Source organism: Nocardia sp. NPDC052001 (genome assembly GCF_040680615.1).
Lineage (GTDB): Bacteria > Actinomycetota > Actinomycetes > Mycobacteriales > Mycobacteriaceae > Nocardia.
In genome coordinates this window covers 1,400,520-1,418,756 of the sequence record NZ_JBFAXC010000001.1, presented here as the reverse complement: position 1 = coordinate 1,418,756, position 18,237 = coordinate 1,400,520, and the positions used below count along the sequence as shown (strand labels likewise).

The 18,237-nt window shown below is 65.3% G+C and carries 17 protein-coding genes; 4 read left to right on the top strand and 13 right to left on the bottom strand.

Annotated features, from left to right (window positions below):
• Window positions 1–7 precede the first annotated feature (7 nt).
• The 10 genes from AB0L82_RS06685 to AB0L82_RS06640 are packed head-to-tail and all read right to left on the bottom strand — an operon-like array spanning window position 8 to window position 9,797.
• Entirely contained in the window at window positions 8–1,273 is a 1,266-nt protein-coding gene (locus AB0L82_RS06685; RefSeq protein WP_364632025.1) for an MlaD family protein, read from the bottom strand.
• A complete protein-coding gene (locus AB0L82_RS06680; protein WP_364632023.1) occupies window positions 1,270–2,352 on the bottom strand; it encodes an MCE family protein in 1,083 nt (360 codons plus the stop codon). Before AB0L82_RS06680 ends, AB0L82_RS06685 begins: the two co-directional genes overlap by 4 nt.
• Window positions 2,349–3,443, bottom strand: coding sequence for an MCE family protein (locus AB0L82_RS06675; protein WP_364632021.1), 1,095 nt, complete (start codon window positions 3,441–3,443; stop codon window positions 2,349–2,351). Before AB0L82_RS06675 ends, AB0L82_RS06680 begins: the two co-directional genes overlap by 4 nt.
• Entirely contained in the window at window positions 3,443–4,486 is a 1,044-nt protein-coding gene (locus tag AB0L82_RS06670) for an MCE family protein (protein WP_364632018.1), read from the bottom strand. Before AB0L82_RS06670 ends, AB0L82_RS06675 begins: the two co-directional genes overlap by 1 nt.
• Window positions 4,486–5,511 carry an MlaD family protein gene (locus tag AB0L82_RS06665; protein ID WP_364632016.1) on the bottom strand — a complete coding sequence of 342 codons (1,026 nt, stop codon included), beginning with the start codon at window positions 5,509–5,511 and terminating at the stop codon, window positions 4,486–4,488. The genes AB0L82_RS06670 and AB0L82_RS06665 overlap by 1 nt, the downstream gene beginning before the upstream one ends.
• A 2-nt stretch (window positions 5,512–5,513) precedes the next feature.
• A complete protein-coding gene (locus tag AB0L82_RS06660; RefSeq protein WP_364632013.1) occupies window positions 5,514–6,773 on the bottom strand; it encodes an MCE family protein in 1,260 nt (419 codons plus the stop codon).
• Between the two features lie 8 nt (window positions 6,774–6,781).
• Window positions 6,782–7,642, bottom strand: coding sequence for an ABC transporter permease (locus AB0L82_RS06655; RefSeq protein WP_364632011.1), 861 nt, complete (start codon window positions 7,640–7,642; stop codon window positions 6,782–6,784).
• 1 nt (window position 7,643) lies between these two features.
• The gene (locus AB0L82_RS06650; RefSeq protein WP_364632009.1) at window positions 7,644–8,489 is read right to left on the bottom strand and encodes an ABC transporter permease; all 846 of its coding nucleotides are present in this window, start codon (window positions 8,487–8,489) and stop codon (window positions 7,644–7,646) included.
• On the bottom strand, window positions 8,486–8,701 hold the full coding sequence (locus tag AB0L82_RS06645) for a hypothetical protein (RefSeq protein ID WP_364632006.1): 216 nt from the start codon (window positions 8,699–8,701) through the stop codon (window positions 8,486–8,488). The genes AB0L82_RS06650 and AB0L82_RS06645 overlap by 4 nt, the downstream gene beginning before the upstream one ends.
• A gap of 13 nt (window positions 8,702–8,714) precedes the next feature.
• On the bottom strand, window positions 8,715–9,797 hold the full coding sequence (locus AB0L82_RS06640) for an oxygenase MpaB family protein (protein ID WP_364632003.1): 1,083 nt from the start codon (window positions 9,795–9,797) through the stop codon (window positions 8,715–8,717).
• 184 nt (window positions 9,798–9,981) lie between these two features.
• Between AB0L82_RS06640 and AB0L82_RS06635 the strand changes: the two genes are divergently transcribed.
• The 4 genes from AB0L82_RS06635 (at window position 9,982) to AB0L82_RS06620 (ending at window position 13,678) form a co-directional block, all read left to right on the top strand.
• Window positions 9,982–10,656 (top strand): TetR/AcrR family transcriptional regulator, encoded by a 675-nt coding sequence (locus tag AB0L82_RS06635; RefSeq protein WP_364632001.1) that lies wholly within the window; start codon window positions 9,982–9,984, stop codon window positions 10,654–10,656.
• Window positions 10,657–10,676: 20 nt separating this feature from the next.
• Entirely contained in the window at window positions 10,677–12,179 is a 1,503-nt protein-coding gene (locus tag AB0L82_RS06630) for a CocE/NonD family hydrolase (RefSeq protein ID WP_364631998.1), read from the top strand.
• A 435-nt stretch (window positions 12,180–12,614) separates the two neighbouring features.
• Window positions 12,615–13,493, top strand: coding sequence for a DUF5753 domain-containing protein (locus AB0L82_RS06625; RefSeq protein ID WP_364631995.1), 879 nt, complete (start codon window positions 12,615–12,617; stop codon window positions 13,491–13,493).
• Entirely contained in the window at window positions 13,490–13,678 is a 189-nt protein-coding gene (locus AB0L82_RS06620; protein WP_364631992.1) for a DUF397 domain-containing protein, read from the top strand. Before AB0L82_RS06625 ends, AB0L82_RS06620 begins: the two co-directional genes overlap by 4 nt.
• A 9-nt stretch (window positions 13,679–13,687) precedes the next feature.
• Here the strand turns inward: AB0L82_RS06620 and AB0L82_RS06615 are convergent, their stop codons facing one another.
• The 3 genes from AB0L82_RS06615 to AB0L82_RS06605 form a co-directional block, all read right to left on the bottom strand.
• Window positions 13,688–14,626, bottom strand: a complete 939-nt coding sequence (locus AB0L82_RS06615; RefSeq protein ID WP_364632822.1) for a DUF1254 domain-containing protein — start codon at window positions 14,624–14,626, stop codon at window positions 13,688–13,690.
• Between the two features lie 323 nt (window positions 14,627–14,949).
• A complete protein-coding gene (locus AB0L82_RS06610; protein WP_364631989.1) occupies window positions 14,950–15,960 on the bottom strand; it encodes an SDR family NAD(P)-dependent oxidoreductase in 1,011 nt (336 codons plus the stop codon).
• Window positions 15,961–16,057: 97 nt separating this feature from the next.
• The gene (locus tag AB0L82_RS06605; RefSeq protein ID WP_364631986.1) at window positions 16,058–18,118 is read right to left on the bottom strand and encodes an AMP-binding protein; all 2,061 of its coding nucleotides are present in this window, start codon (window positions 18,116–18,118) and stop codon (window positions 16,058–16,060) included.
• Window positions 18,119–18,237 lie beyond the last annotated feature (119 nt).

Here is an 18,237-nt window from a genome sequence, read left to right as displayed (position 1 = left end):
GCCGTAATCAGTTGGCGGGCAAGGGGACCGATAGTTCATTGCCGGTGACTCCGGGTGGCGGTCCGGAGGTGTTGTCCGGGCCGCCGGGGCGGGGCGCGTTGGCCGAACCGCGGATCTGCTGCGCCGGATCGTCGGTGACGCAGTAGTTGTAGAGCCGGATCGCGCCGTCGCTGACCTTGACCGGCGATACCGGGATGGTCGCGTATTCGCAGGTGGGTCGCGGCCAGATGTCCACCATGGTGTGGAAGGCGTTGTCGTGCACCGGGATACCGAGCATCGCGGTGCCGGATCGCAGCGCCGGGAACAGTGCCGCCAGCGCGGGTGTCCGCAGCCGCGCGGCCCTGGTGATCACGGACAGATTGGTGACCAGATTCGTCACCGGGTCCGTGGTCTCGGCCACCACCCCGCCGAGCGTCGCCAGTTGTCCGGGACCCAGTTCGAGTAACCGGCGCACCTCCTGATCGGCGGCGGTGAACTGCCCGAACAGCACTCCCGCCCCGCCGACGAGGGTGCCGAGATCGGGTTGTGCGTGGCTGGTGGTCTCGGCGATCACCTCGAGCTTCTCGATGAGATTGCGGGTTTGCGGCAGTAATCCGGTCAAGCCGTTCATGGCCTGGCTGATTCCGCTGAGCACGGTGCGCAGCCGGTCCGGTCCACCGGCCAGTGCCTTATCCAGTTCGGCGACAATCACATTCAGCCGGTCGGGGTTCAGCCCGCCGATGAATCCCGCCGTATCGGTGAGGAATTCGTTGATCGTCACCGGTGTACCGGTGCGATCCGTCGAGATGACCGCTCCGTCGGCCAGATACGGCGGCCCGTCACTATCGGGCCGGAAGTCCAGATACTGTTCCCCGGCCGCGGACAGCCGCGCCACCACGACCGTGCCGCCCACCGGAATATGCTGGGCCGCATCGATTTCGGCGATCGCGATGACACCGTGCTCGGACAACTCTGCCGAGCGGACGGTGCCGACCCGCACACCCCGGAAGGTGACATCGGAGTGCGGCAGCAAGCCACCCGAGGAGGTCAGCTCCACCCGCACCGTCATGGTCTCGCGCAGCGGATCGATGCGCACCACATCGATCAGCAGGTAGCCGCCGCCGACCAGCAGCGTGATCACCAGGCCCACCGCCGCCAACCCGGCGATATGCCGCCGAGCCCAATCGGCCGCGTCCAGGAGCAGTTCCGCGACCACCTCCAGAACCAAGGCGATCACCCACCAGGCCAGAGCGAGCAGTTCAGGACGATCGCCCTCGGGACGTTGCCGCTTCATCGCGCACCACCCTGCAACCGGTTGATCACCCGGGCGAGCACATCGGCGAGACTGCCGAGGAACGCCCCCGGATCGGTGCCGTCGGGCAGTCTGCTGCCGTTCGGATCGGTCAGCGCCCCGATGCTCAGGTACGAAACCGTCGCCGCCACAGCCAGATTGGTGCCCTTCGTGGAGGCCAACACCGAGGGTTGCAGGGCGTGCAGCCGGTCCAGGGCACCGGCGAGGTTGTCCCCCATCGCACTGAACCCGTCCATGAGCTGCTGCACACTGTGGAACAGGCTCACCGTTTCCGCACTGCTGGTGGCGGTGAAATCCCCCAGTGCGCCGAGGGTTCCGGTCACCTTCGCGGTGAGATCGGTAATGGCCCGGTTGTTCTCGGTGATGATGGAGATCAGCGGCGGGAAACTGTCCGCGGCCTGCCCGAGTTCGGCCTTGCGCTGATTGAGCGTGGTGCCGAGCGCGTCCATCCCGTGCAGCACGCTGTCGAGTTGATCGGTGCGCTGGTTCAAGGCGGTCAACGTCGCGGTGATCTCGGTGATGAGATGCGACAGTTGCGGGCCGCGCCCCGCCACCATGGAGTCCGCATCGCTGGTGATGCGCGCGACCTGTTCCAGCGCACCGCCATTGAGCAGCATCGACAGTGACATCATCAGCTGCTCCACCGATGCGCCCGCCGAGGTGTGCTCACGGTCGATGACATCGCCGTCGTGCAGTAGTGGTGTACCGGCGCGCTGCTGCGGAAGCGTCACCGCGACATAGATATCCCCGAGCGGCGAGGGCTGCCGCAATTCGGCGCGCACATCCCGGGGCAACGGTATGTCCTGCCGGATTTCCAGTTCCACCGTCGCCAGGAAATTGGCGGTGTCGATATGGGTGACGATGCCGATATCGCTGCCGCCGATCTTCACCCGCGCGCGCTCGGGCAGATTCAGCGCATTGTCGAAGATGGCGAGCACCCGGTAGGTCGGCCCGCCCACACCGGGTTTGGGCAGCGGCATGGAGTCGACGGTGACCGCGCATCCGGTCATCGACAGCGTGAGCAGGCTCGCGGCGGCCAGCCGGCGAATCCGGCGGCTCATCGGAGCAGTCCCAGCAGTGCGGCCGTCAGCCCGAAATCCGGTCCGAAGTCCTGGAGTTTGCCCGTGCGGCAGCCGTCGGACCGCATCTGCAACCGCTCGCAGAACAGTGCCAGCAGTTCATTGTCGAGCAGGGTCTTATCGGTGAGCAGATGTAATCGCACCGCATTGGCCTCCGGGCTCACCGCATTGCCGAGATTGGTGAAGAACAGCGGTCCGACATCGACGATTTCGGTGAGATCGCGGGCGTGGTCGCGCATTTGCGCGGTGATGCTTGTCAGTCGGGACAGCGCGTCGGTGAGCGGTTGCCGGTTCTCCCCCACCACCGCGCTGATATTGGCCACGAAATCATTGATCTGGGTGAGCACCGCGCCCAGGCCCGGGGCTTGATCGCGCATGAGGGTCACCAATTGGGTGAGCCGGGCGCTGAAATCGCGGACGGTGGAATCATTGTCGGCGATGGTCTGGGTGATCTCGCTGAGCCGGACGATGGCATTGGAGATCTGATCCTTGTTGGCCAGGGTCACCTGGAACGCCCCCGAGAGCGCGTCGAGGGTCTGGCGAATGCGATCTCCATTGCCGTCCAGCAGTGGGAACAGCACCCGACTGGCCATCGGCCCATCGGTATTGCTGCCCGCCAGCGCTTTTCCGATATCGTCGAACGATCGCAGAATGCGGTCGAGTTCGACCGGAGTTCTGGTGCGGGGCAATGGAATATGCCCGCCGTCCGACAGCCGCGGCCCACCGGTATAGGCGGGGGTCAGTTCGATATGCCGGTTGGTGATCAGCTGCGGTGACACCAGTGCGGCGATGACTTCCGCGGGCAGTTCCACATCGCCGTCGACGACCATGTGGACCTCGACGTAGCGGCCCTTGGGAAGCAGTTCGGTCACCCGGCCGACGGGCAGCCCGAGCACCGACACCTCATTGCCGACGTACAGGCCCGCCGTGTTCTCGAAATCGGCGGTAAGCGATTTCTCTTTACCCAGCAACCGATCCGGCAGAGAGGTCACGCCGTGCGGCAGCCCGGAGCAGCCCGCGGCGAACAGCAGGACGAGGGTGATGATCGCGAGACGAATCGGTGCGGTGCGCATCAGTGGCACCCCTGCACCGCTGCGGTCGCGCACAGCAGATTGTCCGGGAACACCCAGGGCAGATACAGCTCGCCGTACGGCCCATTGCCGAGGCTGTTGTTGAACTGCCGCAGTGTCACGGGCATGATCTGGAAGAGTTTGTCGAGGTTGTCCTTGTTCTTCTGCAAACCGTCCGACATCGTATTCAGATCCCGGATCAATGGGGCGACCCCACCGTTGTTCTCGATTCCCATATCCCGCAGGTTCTTCGAAATGGTCGCGATATTGTCCAGCAGCTGGGTGATCAGGGTCTGCCGGGCGGCGACCGCGTCACCCACGGCCTGACCGCGAGTGAGCAGCAGCAGTACCGCACTCCGGTTGTCCGATACCAATTGCGAGACCGAGTCGATATTGCGCAGCAGTTTGCCCACCTCGTCACCGCGATCGCTGATCACCTTGGCCAGTACGCCGACCGAGTCCAACGCCTGCGCGGTCAGCTGCGGGGAATCGCCCATCTGCCGGGCGACCGCATCGAGGGAGGCGCGCAGCGCATTCGGGTCGACGCGTTCGAGATGTTCGAACGAATGCGTGTAGTCGGGATCGTTCACGACCTTGGCCAGGTTGTACGGCACCTGGGTCCGTTCCAGCGGTATGCGCTCGGTCGTGGGGCCGGAAGTCTTGCCCGCGTCCAATTCCACGTGCATGCGGCCGAGAATGGTGGACATCTTGATCGCGGCCTTGGCATCGTCACCGAGCCGGATATCGCTCTTGATCGATAATCCGACCACGACCCGATCACCGGCCACACGCGCGGATTCGACCGAGCCGACCTCGATTCCGGCGATATCGACGCTGTCGCCCGTCCGCAATCCGGCGGCCTGGGCGAATTCCGCTGTGACGGTGTGGCGTCCGATGCCGGCCCGGGTCAGCACACTGGACCCCAGTAGCAGGAGCAGGATCACCGCACCGGCGGCCAATCCGAGCCACCATTCGCGGTTCTGCGAATAGCCGGGTACCAGGTACCAGAGCGACTTCAGGCGGACGCGGACATTCGCTGATTTCATTACCGGCATACCTCCGAATGCGCAGTGCCGCCGATCTGGCTGATGACTCCGGGCGGGAAGAGCACGCCCCAGAGCGAGACATCCAAACTGCAGATGTAGGAACCGATATAGGTGCCGTTACCGCTGATCCGGGCCAGCCCGGCCAGCAGGTAGGGCAATTCGGCGGCGGTGATATCTAGCCGGGAACCGTTGGACAGCAACAGATTCACCCCGGCGGTGGCGGACTGCTGGGCCTGCGCCAGGCCCGGTTTGATCTGCTCGATGAGCTGCGCGAGCCGGGTGGTGGAACCGGCGGCCTGATCGACCGCGCCTTTGAGCGTCTCGCCCTGCGCGTAGAGATCGGACAGCAGTGTGCGCGATTGCGTGATGAGCGTGGCCAATTCGTCTCCGCGATGGGCCAGGCCCTCCACCACGCCGCCCAGGTTGGTGATCACCTGGCCGAGGATCTCGTCGCGGTCGCGGAAGGTGCTCGCGAGCGCGGCGGCCTGGGTCACCAAGGCGCTCAACGAGACTCCGTCACCCTGCAGCGCCTGCACCAGGGTGTTGGACAGCGAATTCACCTGTTCCGGTTGCAGGGTGCTGAACAGCGGCTGGAATCCGGCGAGCACGGTCGAGACGTCGAAGGAGGATTCGGTGCGCTCGTAGGGAATCGAGCCACCCGGCGGTAGGGGTTGTGCCGCACCGGTTCCCGGGGCGAGCGCGATATAGCGCTGCCCGATCAGATTCTGATACCGGATCAGCGCCTTGGTCGTGGTGGTGAGATGCTGCCGGGCCTGCACCCGAATCACCACGCGGGCGCGGCGGTCGGCATCGAGTTCGACGGTGTCGACCCGGCCCACTCGGACCCCGGCCATGCGCACGTCATCGCCTGCGCGCAGGCCGAGCACATTGCCGAATGTCGCCGTGTAGCTTGTGGTATCGCCGCTCACCCCGCGTTGCAGGGTGGAGAAGATGGTGTAGGTGGCCACCAGCGCCAACCCCGTGAACAGGGCCAGCCCCAGCATCGCGGTGCGAAGCTTCAGCATGGTCAGCGCCCTCCGGGTCGCGGGGTCGAATCGGTCACGGTGAGCGAACCGCCGGTGAGGATGGGGCCGAGCAGCATGAGCTGGGCGGCAGTGGGATTACCGCCGGTCAGTGCCGAAATGGCTTCCGCGCCTTGTAATCCGCCGGTCCGCGACGAAGCGGGTTGGGTCAACCCCGAGGGCAACGGCGATCCGGATCCCGGGGCGGCCGCGGCGGTGCAGCGCGGACCCGCCAACTCGCCATAGCGCGGGCAGTCCCGCGCGGTGTACTGCTGGAACGGGGTGAAGCTCAAATCCATCACCCAGCTCATCAGTTCGTCGGGTCCCCAGTTGAAGACCGTCGACAATTTGCCCAGTGCCGCATTGAGATCCGCGACCGAGGCGGCGATGGCGTCGGGATCGCGGGCGAGCGCGCCGAAGGTCTGATCGAGTCCGCCAACCAGCTCCGGGCCCGCGCCCGGATTGCGGGCGAACAGATCGTTGGTCGCGTCCACCGCCCCGCTCGCGGAGGTCAGCAGGGCCACCAGACCCGCGCGGTGATCAGTCAGGGTGCGCGCCACGGTCACCGATTCGGTGAGCGTATCGATCAATTGCGGCGCAGACCGATTCAGCGCCGATGCCGCCGCGCCCAGATCGCCCAAGAGATCACCGACTCCCGGGATCGCGCGCACCTCGGTGGTCCAGGTGTCCAGCCGTTCGATGGTGGAGCCCGGCATGCGAAAGGCGGGATCGAGGGCGTCGGCGAGCGAACCGAGTACATGGGCGAGTTTGATCGGATCGATGGCGTCGAGCACGGTGCGCAGCGTGGTCAGGGTGGCCTGCAATTGCGTGGTGACGGTGCTCGTGTCCTGCACGATGGTCGCACCGGTGCGCAAACCCTGCCCGGACGGACCGTTGTCGATCAGTTCGACCGCGGTCACCCCGAAGAGGTTGTTCGGCACCACGCGGGCCGTCACCGTGGACGGAATGGACTGCGCGAGTTCGGGTTTGATGCGCAGTACCACATCCTGGCGCTCCCCCGCGGCGGCGATACCGGAGCTGCCGACCTGGCCGACCAGCATGCCGCGGAATTTGACGTCCGCCCGCTGCGGTAGTCCGTCGCCGGTGCTGGTCAGCCGCGCGGTCACATCCACCGTGTCGGCGAATGCCCCGGTATAGCGCAGTCCGAGCAGGTAGACGGTGGCCGTGGTGACCGCAGCGATGAGCAGGCCGATCAGGGCCAGCCAGGCTGCGGACAGACCCCTGCCACTGGGATCGATGTACACGAAAACTCCTATCCGGAGATCCGGATGCCGGGATCGATGCCCCAAATCGACAGGGACAGGACCAGATTCACGAAGACGATGACGATGATCGAGGCGCGAATGGCCCGTCCGGCGGCCACGCCCACGCCCTCCGGTCCCCCGGCGGCGACGAAGCCGTAGTAGCACTGCACGAATGTCGAGATCAGTGTGAAAACAACGACTTTGAGGATCGAATAGAGCAGGTCCACCGGATTCAGGAACTGGTGGAAGTAATGGTCATAGGTGCCGAGCGTGGTGCCGCCGAGGAAGATCACCGTGAATCGCGTACTCAGATAGGCGATCGCGAGACCGATGGTGTACAGCGGCACGATCGCCACCACCGCCGCGACCATGCGGGTACTGATCAGATACGGCAGCGGCCGGATGGCGATGGACTCGAGCGCATCGATCTCCTCGGAGATGCGCATCGATCCGAGCTGAGCGGTGAATCGGCATCCGGCCTGCGCCCCGAACGCCAAAGTGGCCAGCAGCGGGGCCAATTCGCGGGTGGTCGCGAAACCGGAGATCGCGCCGGTGAGCGGGCTCATGCTGAGCAGGTTCAGCGCGGTATGCGATTCCATGCCGACGGTGATCCCGCCGAACCCGCACAGGATCGCCACCACGCCGATCACCCCACCGCCGACGACCAGTGCGCCATTGCCGAAGCTCACATCGGTGATCAGGCGCAGCAGCTCTTTGCGATACTGCTTGAGCGCGAACGGAATCGCGGCGATGGCCTGGAAGAACACCAGCCCCTGATGACCGAGGCGCACCGGTACCGCCGCCGGAGCCGCGGCGACCGCGCGCAGCCGATGGATCGGGCGCAGCACCGGCGGAACATAATTCGCCATTTCAGATGACCTTCGTCGGAAACAGCGTGTTGTAGAGCTGGGTGACGATGATATTGCTGGCGAAGAGCACGATCGCGGAGTTGACCACCGCCGAGTTCACCGCGTCGGCGACCCCGGCCGGACCGCCCCGGGTGTGTAATCCGGTGTCGCAGGCGATGATCGCCGCCAGTGCGCCGAAGATCATCGCCTTGACCATGGCGATGATCAGATCGCTCGCCACCGCGAAGGAGGCGAAGGTGCTGATGTACGCCCCGGGCGTACCCGCCTGGATGTAGACGTTGAACGCGTAACCCGTTGCGAAGCCCACGAATACCACCAGACCGCACAGCAGCGTGCTGACCACCACGGCCGCCGCCAGACGGGGTGCGACCAGCCGCCGGATCGGATCAACGCCCATCACCCGCATGGCGTCGATCTCCTCGCGGATGGTGCGCGAGCCGAGATCGGCACAGATGGCCGAGCCGACCGCGCCCGCGATCATCAGCGAGGTGACCAGCGGCGCACCCTGGCGGATGATGCCGAGGCCGTTCACCGCGCCGATGAAGGTGGTCGCGCCGACCTGACTGACCAGCGATCCGACCTGGATGGAGACCACCACGGCGATCGGGATCGCCACCAGCAGTGTCGGCGTCGCCGATACGCTCGCCATGAACGCGCACTGTCTGATGAACTCCTGCACGGGGAATCGCCGCCGGACGAGCGAGCCGAACAGCTCCACGGTCGCTCGTCCGGTCATCAGCACCTGCCTGCCGGCCGTTTCCACCGAGCGCCGCGGATGGTCGCGCCAGTAGTCGAGGCCGAAGGTCAGCACGCGCATACGCGCGCTGTGCTGGGCGCCGACGGTCATCGCAGCTCGATATTCGAGATCAGCAGCGGTGGCCAGGCGATGACCTCGCCGATCGCCGAGAATACGAGATCGAGGCCGTGCAGCTCATTCAGATGATCGTGGTGCAGACCCAGCCACACCAGTCCGATCGCGAGGTAGGGAACGCCGAATGCTATTGCCAGATACATGATTTGGCGCAGGCTGATGCGGTAGTTCAGCAGATCTCTCAACATGATGCGCCCGCGATCAGGCGATATTGCCGAGAATGGGCTGGGATTCGATGATGCCCTCATCGCCCGGCGGCAGTCCGCTGCCGAAGATTCGATTCGCCTGCTTCTCGCGCAGGGCCAGGTGCGCCTGCGACGGGATGTCATAGCCGTAGCGGCGCTGCGCTTCTCGCGGCGTCATGGTCTCCTCGTGCACCGGCGGAATGCCCAGCAGTACCGGGGCGGCGACGGCGACCGTCATCGGCGAGATCAGGCGCAGCAGCAGGATCTCCAATCGCGCATTGAGACTCACCACCGTGAACGCCGCGCTCAGCAGGGGGACGACGAGCAGATCCAGCAGCGGATTGGTCGACAGCCCGGCCATCTTCCGCATCCAGCGCGGCATGGTGGCCAGCGTTCCCCGGCGCAGGAACGCCGAGACGATATAGAACGCGGGCCGCAGCAGCGGCGGCATGGGCGGCAGCATGACATCGGCGCGCAGCAGATGCCGCATCGCCTTTTTCGCGATCTCCGAGCCGAGCAGCTGGGGTCGCATCTGTTCGAAGTAATCCTGGATCCCCTCTCGGGTGCGCGGCACATCGGCCGGATCGCAGGTCTGGAGTTCGGCCGCCCGCGCGCACTCCTCCCAGTACCGGCCCTCCTCCTCCGCGCTCAAGCGGCCGGGGCCGTACTTCTCGTACGCGATGAGCAGCGAATGCCAGGCCGTCAGGTGAATCCACAACTGCGACTTGGGATCATTGGCGTCATAGCGCTGTCCGGTGACCGGGCAGGTGCCCACGCCCTTGGAGTGGATCTTGACCAGCACGTCCGCGGCCTTGGCGGTGGAGCGGCTGTCGGCGAACATGACCATCGCGAAATAGCGCAGAGTGCGGTCGTAGCGGGTGCGCGGGCGATCGTAGATGGCGGCCGTGGCATCCACGGACGCGACCAGCGCGGGGTCGAGTTCCTCGATGACGACGGCGCGCTGGAAGCCGATGGTCAGGCTGCTCGGATAGCTCCACACCTTCCAGGCGACGGAATCGGGTCCGAAGAATCCGTAGTCCTGCGCCGGTTCCACCTCCGGCAGTGCGAGCCAGGAGCGCAGGGATTCGATCAGTGGCATAGCTGTCCCACCCATTTTCTACTTCTGCGTAGTTTTCACTACTACGCTTGCGTAGAAAGAGTATTCACGCAGGGAAACGCCCGTCAACGGCAGGACTCGCCAATTTCTACGCGACCGTAGCGATGCGGTCAGTCCGGTTCGGGGTGCATGTCGGCGAGCCACCACACTGAGGGATCATGACTGGGTGAGCATCGAGAAGAAGTCCGTCGGCGTCTGGCAGATATCGCCGGAGCGCGCGGAGCCGCGGCCCAGGCGGCGCAATGGTCCGCGGCTGCCATTGCACCAGCGGCGCGAGCAACTTCTCGATGCGGCATTGACCGTGGTCGGCGAGGACGGGCTGTCCGGGCTCACCATGCAGGCGGTGGCCAAAACCGCCGGTGTCGCGAAACCCGTGCTGTACGCGGTGTTTCCGACGGCTCCGGAACTGGTCGGGGCGCTGCTGCACCGCGAGCACAGTCAGGGCATGACGCAGATCTTCGATGCCATGCCGAAGGATCTGCGCAATTCCAACCCCGATGACGAGTATCTGTCGGCGGTGATGGCGTTCCTGGCAGCCGTTCGCACCGATCCCGTGCGATGGCGGCTGATTCTGATGCCGCCGGACGACGCGCCCACCGACTACCGGGGATTGCTCGCCGCGGCGCGGGATCGACTGGTGGAACGCTGTGTCGAACTGCTCGAACTCGGCATCGAATTGCGCGGCGGCCCAAGCGATGCCGATACCGAGCTGGTCGGACATGTGCTGCTCGGGTTCATCGAGGTGCTCGGGCGGCTGGTGCTGTCCGATCCGGAACGCTTCCCGCCGGAGCGGCTGGAATCCACCGTGCGCGCCCTCGCGAATACCCTGCCGAAGAGCTGACGCGGGGCGGTAATGGCCCCGTGGCGAAAGATCGTCTCAGACAATCTTTCCCGAATACGGGTGGATGGGATTTCTTCAGCCCCCGCGAACAGCGGGACTATATCGAGACCCTCGAGTGGGTGCGCCAACAGCCCTGGTGCGATGGACATCTCGCGCTGACGGGTATTTCCTACGGCGGGATCGCGGCGCTCATCGCGGCGGGATTGCGGCCCGAAGGGCTCGATGCGATCTTCGCCATCGTCGCCGGGGAGGACGCGCCGCGTGAGCTGGGATTGACCGGGGGCGCAATCACATTGGGGATGGGAGCGTGGCTGGCGGCGGTCAATGCGGCGAAGTTCCTGCCGTCACCGCGCGGAATGATCCGGAATCGGGTGCTCGGGGCGTATCTGCGGGATCGGGTGCGTGAGCCGGGCGGGCTCGGGCATGCCGCCCGGATCGCGCGCGAGGAGGATCATCCGGACGGGTACCTCAATGAACACTGGGATGAGCGACTGGCTCGATTCGAGGAAATCACCTGCGCCACCTGGATTCACGGCGCTTGGCACGATGTCTACAACCGCTCCAACTTCCGGATGTTCGATCGGCTGGCGCTGTCGGACGGGCGCAAACAGGTGGTCGTCGATGACGGCTATCACCTCACCGTGGGTAGCGGATTCGGGGAACCCGACAGTCCGCAATCGCTCGACGAATTGCAATGCGCCTGGTTCGACAGGTGGTGCAAGGGGATCGAGAACGGGATCGACGGGTACGGGCCGGTCACGGTGCGCCGCCAGGGCGGTGGCGGCTGGGTCGCGCACCCGGCGTTTCCCGATCCTGCCGCACAGCTGCGGCGGCTCTACCTCACCCCCGAGGTCAGCGGTTCCGCCGCGCACGCGAATACCGATGCGGCACTGCGCGATACCCCGCCCGATGACCTCACCCGGCTACCGCTGCCGACCGCCAAGGCGAGTTGGACCTCCAACAATGTCGCGCTCATGTCCATGGGCGTGACCACCCTGTTGAGCGCTCGCGCGGGCTCGGACGACCGGGGCGCGGAAGCCGATGCGGTCACCTTCACCACCGCGCCGCTGGACGCCGATCTGACGCTGTCCGGGCCGCTCAACCTCCGGCTGCGGGTGGAAGCCGGTGGTACCGACGCCTTCTGGTCCGTCACCGTCACCGATGTCGAGCCCGATGGTGCGTCGGCCACCCTCACCCGCGGCTGCCTGCTGTCCTCATTGCGCGCGATCGACACCGAACGCAGCACCTACATCGACGGCGAATTGATCTTCCCCCTGCACACCCTGCGCGCCGATACGGTCCTGCCGGTCATCCCCGGCGCACCCTTCGACATCGACATCGAGATCAACCCCACCTCGGCGGTCCTGCGCGCCGGTCACCGCCTCCGCGTCGCCATCGCCGCCAACGCCCCCGGCCGCCACTGGCTCCGCCCCGCCCTGAAGCGAAAGATCAACGGCCAGAGCATCATCCTGGACGCCGACCACCCCAGCCACCTCACCTTCCTGGCAGTCGGTGACCGCTGAGCGGCACTGCGCGCATCGCACCCAATGCGACTGTCCCGCCCACGCCGAACGCGCGATGCCGTCCCCGATGCCGCCATCCCCCGCGCTGCCCGCTCGCGACAGGGATGTAGAGGCATCCCCCTGTCGAGAGCCGCAATCTGAGAGACCGGGCATCACCACGCTCCCGATGAAAACCCCACGCCGACCAGCCGATCACAGCCAGACACAATCCGGTAATCGCCAGCAGAGCCCATGTGTCCCAGCGCATTTCGATCCCTTTCGCAGATTCCGATACGGATGCGCGCTATGGATCAAGTAGACATCCAAATGACTTCTCGCGTAATGCCCATGGCGGACTATGCATGAAATATGCTGGACGTCCGCCACGGGCATGTCCGCCACGGGCGATCCCCGAATAGCGAGGCTAACGAAATGGCCGGACTTACCGTCTCTCGCATGGACTTCGGCAACTTCATGCATGAGCTGCGTTTGCGATCGCCGAGACCCTCGATGACGTCGGCAGCGTTGCATGTGGAGACAACTCGGCAAGTGATCGACCGCCTCGAGCAAGGGTCTCCGACCAAGCTGGTGACACTCCACATCAACGGCCTGCTCGATTTCTACGCGGCCGATCCGGAAGCGAGAGCCCAAGCGCTCCGGCTATGGGCAGAGGTCCAGGAGCAGGATAAAACCGCTAGGGCGCAGGGGAATTCGAAAGGGTTCTGGAAGGCGTACAGCGATCAGGTCGCCCCGAACTTCGAGAAATTCCTTCGGCTGGAGGGTGCTGCGGATGAGATCGTCGCCTATCAGCCGACCCTTGTCCCAGGTCTGCTTCAGCTCCCCGACTATCGTCGCGCGATCACCCATATCAGCGAGCCGGATCTATCGCCCGTCGACGTCGAACGTCTCCTCGAGCTTACCCGCAAACGCCAGGTCCGATTGAACGACAACAACTTCAGACTGATCGCTTTCCTGTCCGAGGCAGCCCTGCGACACAAACCGGCGAGTCCTGCGGTAATGGCCGCTCAATTGCGCTGGCTGGGCGAAGTAGGCGAACGGGAGAATGTGGACCTGCACGTCATCCCGTTCTCGAGTGGCCCGCACCTCGGAATGACTATGCAGACATTCACGCTACTGCGTTTCCCGAAGGGCGCGAGCGGATTATCACTGCCACAGATCGTGTACGCCGAAGGCGCGATCGGCAGCACTTTTCACGAGCACAACGAGGAGGTCGGCCAATATCGAAAGGCGGTGGCGAGCTTGCGAACTGTAGCGTTGACGCAAGCAGCCACCAGAGATTTGGTGTTGACCGTAGCGAAGGAGTATGCGGCGTGAAGAAGCCGATGCGAGGCGAGTGGTACAAGTCGAGCAGGTCCGACGCCGGGAAGCAGTGCGTGGAGGTCTATCACGGCGAAACACGAACCGGCGTACGCGATTCCAAGAACCCCGGTGGCCCCGAACTCTGGTTCACCGCCGAGCAGTGGGAGAACTTCCTCACCGGGGATGCCTGGAAATCCTAGTTCGGAGCGCTACGGCACGATCGTGGCGTCGGGGAATTTCCAAGTGCCGTCGAGGATTTGGGGCTGCGGGCGGTAGAGGCGAACCATGTAGTTCCAGCCCGGCATGGTCGGCAGGCAGTTCGGGATCTGCCCGTCGCAGCCGCCGAACCGGATATCGATCGAGCCGTCCGGGTTGGCCTTCGCGGTGGTGTTGTTCACCGAGTAGGCGTTGAACGGATTCGCCTCGTAGTATCCCTGCGCGTTGTACAGGCTGACCGACCAGAAGCCGTCCACCGGAACATCTTTCACGTGCAGCGCGTACTTCACCTCGCCATTGTTCTGCGGCGGAACGACATTGAGGTACAGCGCATCGCGCTCCGGATTGCCGCCCCACGCCGATGCGGCGGTGATCAGATGCCGCACCTCGTCGACCTGCCCCTCGGGGCCGAACGAGTTCTTGGTATCGGGCAACGTCGCGGCGAGGGTGAGCAGCGCGTTGCGGACATTGTCCTGACTCGCTTTGTCCCACTGCGGAACCTCGAAGGTCCCATTCCCCGCCTGTTCGGCCTTGATGCTGTCCTGTAGGGCGTGCACCGCGGCGATATCCTGTGGATTGTTCGGGTCCACGAAGGTGCGGATACCGGCCATGAAGTACCGCGTCCCGATCTTGTCCCGATCGAAGGTGTAGCTCCCGGCCTTGTACACCACCTCGGGCGTGTACTCGTCCTCGGTGATGATCTGCAGGGACATGAACCGCTTACCCGCGTCCGGCATCGTGATGGTCACCGGTCCGGCATCGAGATCGAAGATCCGTGAGGAGTACAGCGTGTCCCGATTCGCCCGCACCACCACCTGCCGATCGATCGGCATCGGCTCCCGAATGTGATGGAACGCCCCGAACCCGCCGTCCGCCACGGACATGGCGAATTCCCGATCGGTCTCCGCCCGGACGAAATTGTCCGCCGTCACCTGTACCGGCTGCCCCAGCGGATACTCCGCCGCCGTCGAACTCTTCGCACCCCCGCTCGTGGTGGCGCTTTTGTCCGTATCAGCGGAGTCCTTCCCGCACCCCGACAGCGGAGCGCAACTCACCACGGCAACAATCAGAATCGCCCACAACCGAAGAGTTTTCACGCATCAACTCCTTGTCGACCGTCGACCCCCGAACCTCCCTTCAGCAAATATATAGCTACCGTGATGCGATTCGGTGCCGACACATCGAACGGCTCGGGCCCTCGTCGCCGATCACATGGATGACCGGCGACGCCGAGTAGTCGGACGTGCCGAGAAGGTCAGTCGCCCAGCGGGACTGACGAGGTGGCGACCTCGGCGGGCGCGGGCGCCGGGGCCTTGCCGGTCGGACGGCTGACGGGCAGACCTTCGTGTCGCACGGGCGGCTGGGGGTTGCCGGGGCCGGGGTCGGGGAGCATGCGGTGGAGCTGGCGCAGGCCCTGGCGCGCGAGACCCGGGAACATCGTGTTGAAGAGCAGGGAAAGCGAGCCGTGCGGATTCTCCAGGGTGACCGGGCGGCGCACGATCGCGTTCACCAGCATTTCCACGGCGGCTTCGGCCGACAGGGCGGTGTAGCCGGTGAAGCCCAGGGGCGCGCTCAGTTCGGTCGCGACCAGCGGAAGGCGAACGTCGCTGAAAGCGATTCCGTCAGCGTGGCATTCGACCGCGGCAACGCGCATGACCGCTTCCAGGGCGGCCTTGGAGCCGAGGTAGGCGGAGAAGCGAGGGACGTTGGTGATGACGCCGAGGCTGGAGCTCGACACGATATGGCCGGAACCGCGGCGGCGCATTTCGGGCAGCAGGCGCAGCATCAGACCGACCGGTCCGAAATAGTTGATGCGCATGGTGCGCTCGAAATCGTGCAGGCGGTGTTCGGAACTGGCGATCGAACGCCAGATGGAACGGCCGGCGTTGTTGACCAGGATATCGGGGGCGCCGAACTGGACGAGCACCTCATCGGCGAACTTGTTCACCCCCTCCTCGGTGGACAGATCCGAGGTGACGGCGTACGCCTGCCCGCCCCGGGTCCGGATCTCGGCGACGAGTTGGTCCAATTCGCTTGTGCGGCGGGCGGTCACGACGACGATGGCACCCTCGTCCGCGACCCGCAACGCCAACGCACGTCCGATACCGCTGGACGCACCGGTGATGAGAACCGTCTTGCCCGCCACCCGATCGTGCAGGGTGGGGCCGAACGGCCGCGGTAGCGGTCGCGGCACGGTCAAGACATTGACCACCTGCCGGACCAGTTCGTTCTGGAGTCCCGCAATGGCCTTTTTAACGCTGTTCAACGCACTACCTCGTACTTCTCAAACCTCAAATTCCCTGTGCGGGGATCGTATTCGATCATCGGGCGGGAGGCTTGCCAGGCAGTGTCGGGCGGACGGCTCAGTCGGTATAGCTGCCGGTCAGCAGGTTTTTGAGAATTTTGCCCGTCTCACCACGTGGTAAGTCCGGCACGAACTCGACCTCGCGCGGCACCGAGACGCGGCCCAGGAGATACCTGATGTGCCGCCGAACCGACTCCGGATCCAGCTCCGCCCCTTCATGTTTCACCACGAACGCGACCAGGCGTTGACCGAACTCCACATCCGGCACCCCCGCCACGGCGACCTCGCGCACCTGCGGCAGCAGCGCCAGCGCCTCCTCCACCGGGCGCGGGAAGACATTCTCACCACCTGAGACAATCATCTCATCGTCGCAGCCCGCGATGAACAGGCGGCCGGTGGCGTCGAGGTAGCCCAGATCGCCGGTATCGAGCAGCCCGCCATTCTGTTCGGGCGGAACGGCATTCACATAGCCTTCGAACAGCATCTGATTGGCGACGAAGATCCGGCCGGTGACGCCCACCGGCACCGGTTTGCGATCGTGGCCCAGCACAGCGACTTTCGTGCCGAACGGCGGCCGCCCGGCGGTCATCGGGGAAACGCGCAGATCCTCGGGTGTGGCGATGGTCGCCCAGGACACCTCCGTGGACCCGTACACGTTGTAGAGCACATCACCGAACGCGTCCAGGAATCGCAACACCGTCGAACCCGCCAGCGGCGCACCGCAACTGGCCACCACGCGCAGGCTGGACAGGTCATAGCGCGCCCGCACGGCGGTGGGCACGTCCAGCAGTCGCTGCACCATGGTAGGGACCACGAGCACGCTGGTGACCCGATGCCGGGCGATCAGCTCCAGCAGCTGTTCGGCCGAGAACTGTTCCGGCAGCACCACTGTCGCGCGCAGCGCGGCCGCCAATTGCAGCCCGCCCAGCCCCCAGGTGTGGAACAGCGGAGCCGGGATCAGCATGATCTCGTTCATACCGAAGGGAATTCGGGACAGCAGCGCCGCCAGCGCGCCGAAGCCCCGAGCGTGCGGACGGCGGGCGCCCTTGGGCGCTCCGGACGTGCCAGAGGTCAGCACCACCAGCCGTCCGGGCTGGGGTGGGCGGCGAAAACCCTCGGCCGCCAACGCGATCAGATCCGGGACGGTGAGCCGCCCCGCCACCGGCGGCTCCCCCGCCGTGGTGACACGCTGAATGCCCCGGTGCAGAAAGTCCACCAGCGGTTCCAGATCCGCGTCCACGAACAATTTGGTGAGACGATCGCGCTGCACGATCTCCTCCAGCCGTCGCGCCGACAGGCCCGCGTTCAACAGCACCACGTCCACGCCGATCTTCCCGGCCGCGACCATGGTCTCGACCATCCCGGCGTGATTGCGGGCCAGCAATCCGATCGCATCGCCGAACCGGAGCCCCAATGCCGCCATCGCGGCCGCCAGATTCGTTGTACGACTGTTTATCTCGGCGAAGGTGTGGCTGCCGCGCGCATCCACCACCGCCACCCGATCCGGGGTGACCGCCGCTCCCGCCGCATATCCCCCGGCCAGATTGAAGCCCCAGCGCACCAGTCCGGACAGCTGTCGCATCGCGAGATCGGGGCGTTTGGGCGCGACCACCCCGCGCTGCAACATATGCCATGCCACGCCCAGTTGTCTGCGCGCGGGGGAATCCTCGGCGTTGACCGCCACCGAATTGCGCACGCCCCGATTGATATCGGCGGCCCGCTCCAGTCCGGTCCGAATCCAGCGCCGCACGGTCGCTTCGGTCAATTGTCCGAGCACCGGATGGATCCGGCGGATTCCGAAACAGCTCACCGTGACCCGGGTGCGCTCGGCATCGCCGACCAACTGCACCCGCACGACGCTGCCGAGCCGCTCCGAACGCAATTCCAGTGCCTCACACCAACGTCCGGCGATCACCCGCACTTCGATCACCCCGATACCCATGCGCGGATCGCCGATGCGGAAGCTGACGATCCGATCGCCGTCGATCGACCCGAGCGGTTCGCACGCGCCGATGCCGGGCAGGATGCGCGGATAGGCGTGCGGATCGACGAGCAGCGACCACAGCGCATGCCGAGGGGCGACGATATCCACGGAAATATCGAAGTCGTCGGTTATCACCGGTGTGCCACTCCCCGTCCGCCGGAACTCTTCAGGTATCCGGCCCTCCCGTTCTAGCGATCCGATCGGTCTGAAATGCCGGAATCGCGAAAACTCCGTCGAATCACAAAGGCCCCGCG

Excerpts from the sequence above, each read along its gene's own strand:
- AB0L82_RS06685 (WP_364632025.1), bottom strand. The coding sequence starts at position 1,273 with ATGAAGCGGCAACGTCCCGAGGGCGATCGTCCTGAACTGCTCGCTCTG.
- AB0L82_RS06670 (WP_364632018.1), bottom strand. The coding sequence starts at position 4,486 with ATGAAATCAGCGAATGTCCGCGTCCGCCTGAAGTCGCTCTGGTACCTG.
- AB0L82_RS06650 (WP_364632009.1), bottom strand. The coding sequence starts at position 8,489 with ATGACCGTCGGCGCCCAGCACAGCGCGCGTATGCGCGTGCTGACCTTC.
- AB0L82_RS06680 (WP_364632023.1), bottom strand. The coding sequence starts at position 2,352 with ATGAGCCGCCGGATTCGCCGGCTGGCCGCCGCGAGCCTGCTCACGCTG.
- AB0L82_RS06675 (WP_364632021.1), bottom strand. The coding sequence starts at position 3,443 with ATGCGCACCGCACCGATTCGTCTCGCGATCATCACCCTCGTCCTGCTG.
- AB0L82_RS06665 (WP_364632016.1), bottom strand. The coding sequence starts at position 5,511 with ATGCTGAAGCTTCGCACCGCGATGCTGGGGCTGGCCCTGTTCACGGGG.
- AB0L82_RS06640 (WP_364632003.1), bottom strand. The coding sequence starts at position 9,797 with ATGCCACTGATCGAATCCCTGCGCTCCTGGCTCGCACTGCCGGAGGTG.
- AB0L82_RS06645 (WP_364632006.1), bottom strand. The coding sequence starts at position 8,701 with ATGTTGAGAGATCTGCTGAACTACCGCATCAGCCTGCGCCAAATCATG.
- AB0L82_RS06655 (WP_364632011.1), bottom strand. The coding sequence starts at position 7,642 with ATGGCGAATTATGTTCCGCCGGTGCTGCGCCCGATCCATCGGCTGCGC.
- AB0L82_RS06625 (WP_364631995.1), top strand. The coding sequence starts at position 12,615 with ATGGACTTCGGCAACTTCATGCATGAGCTGCGTTTGCGATCGCCGAGA.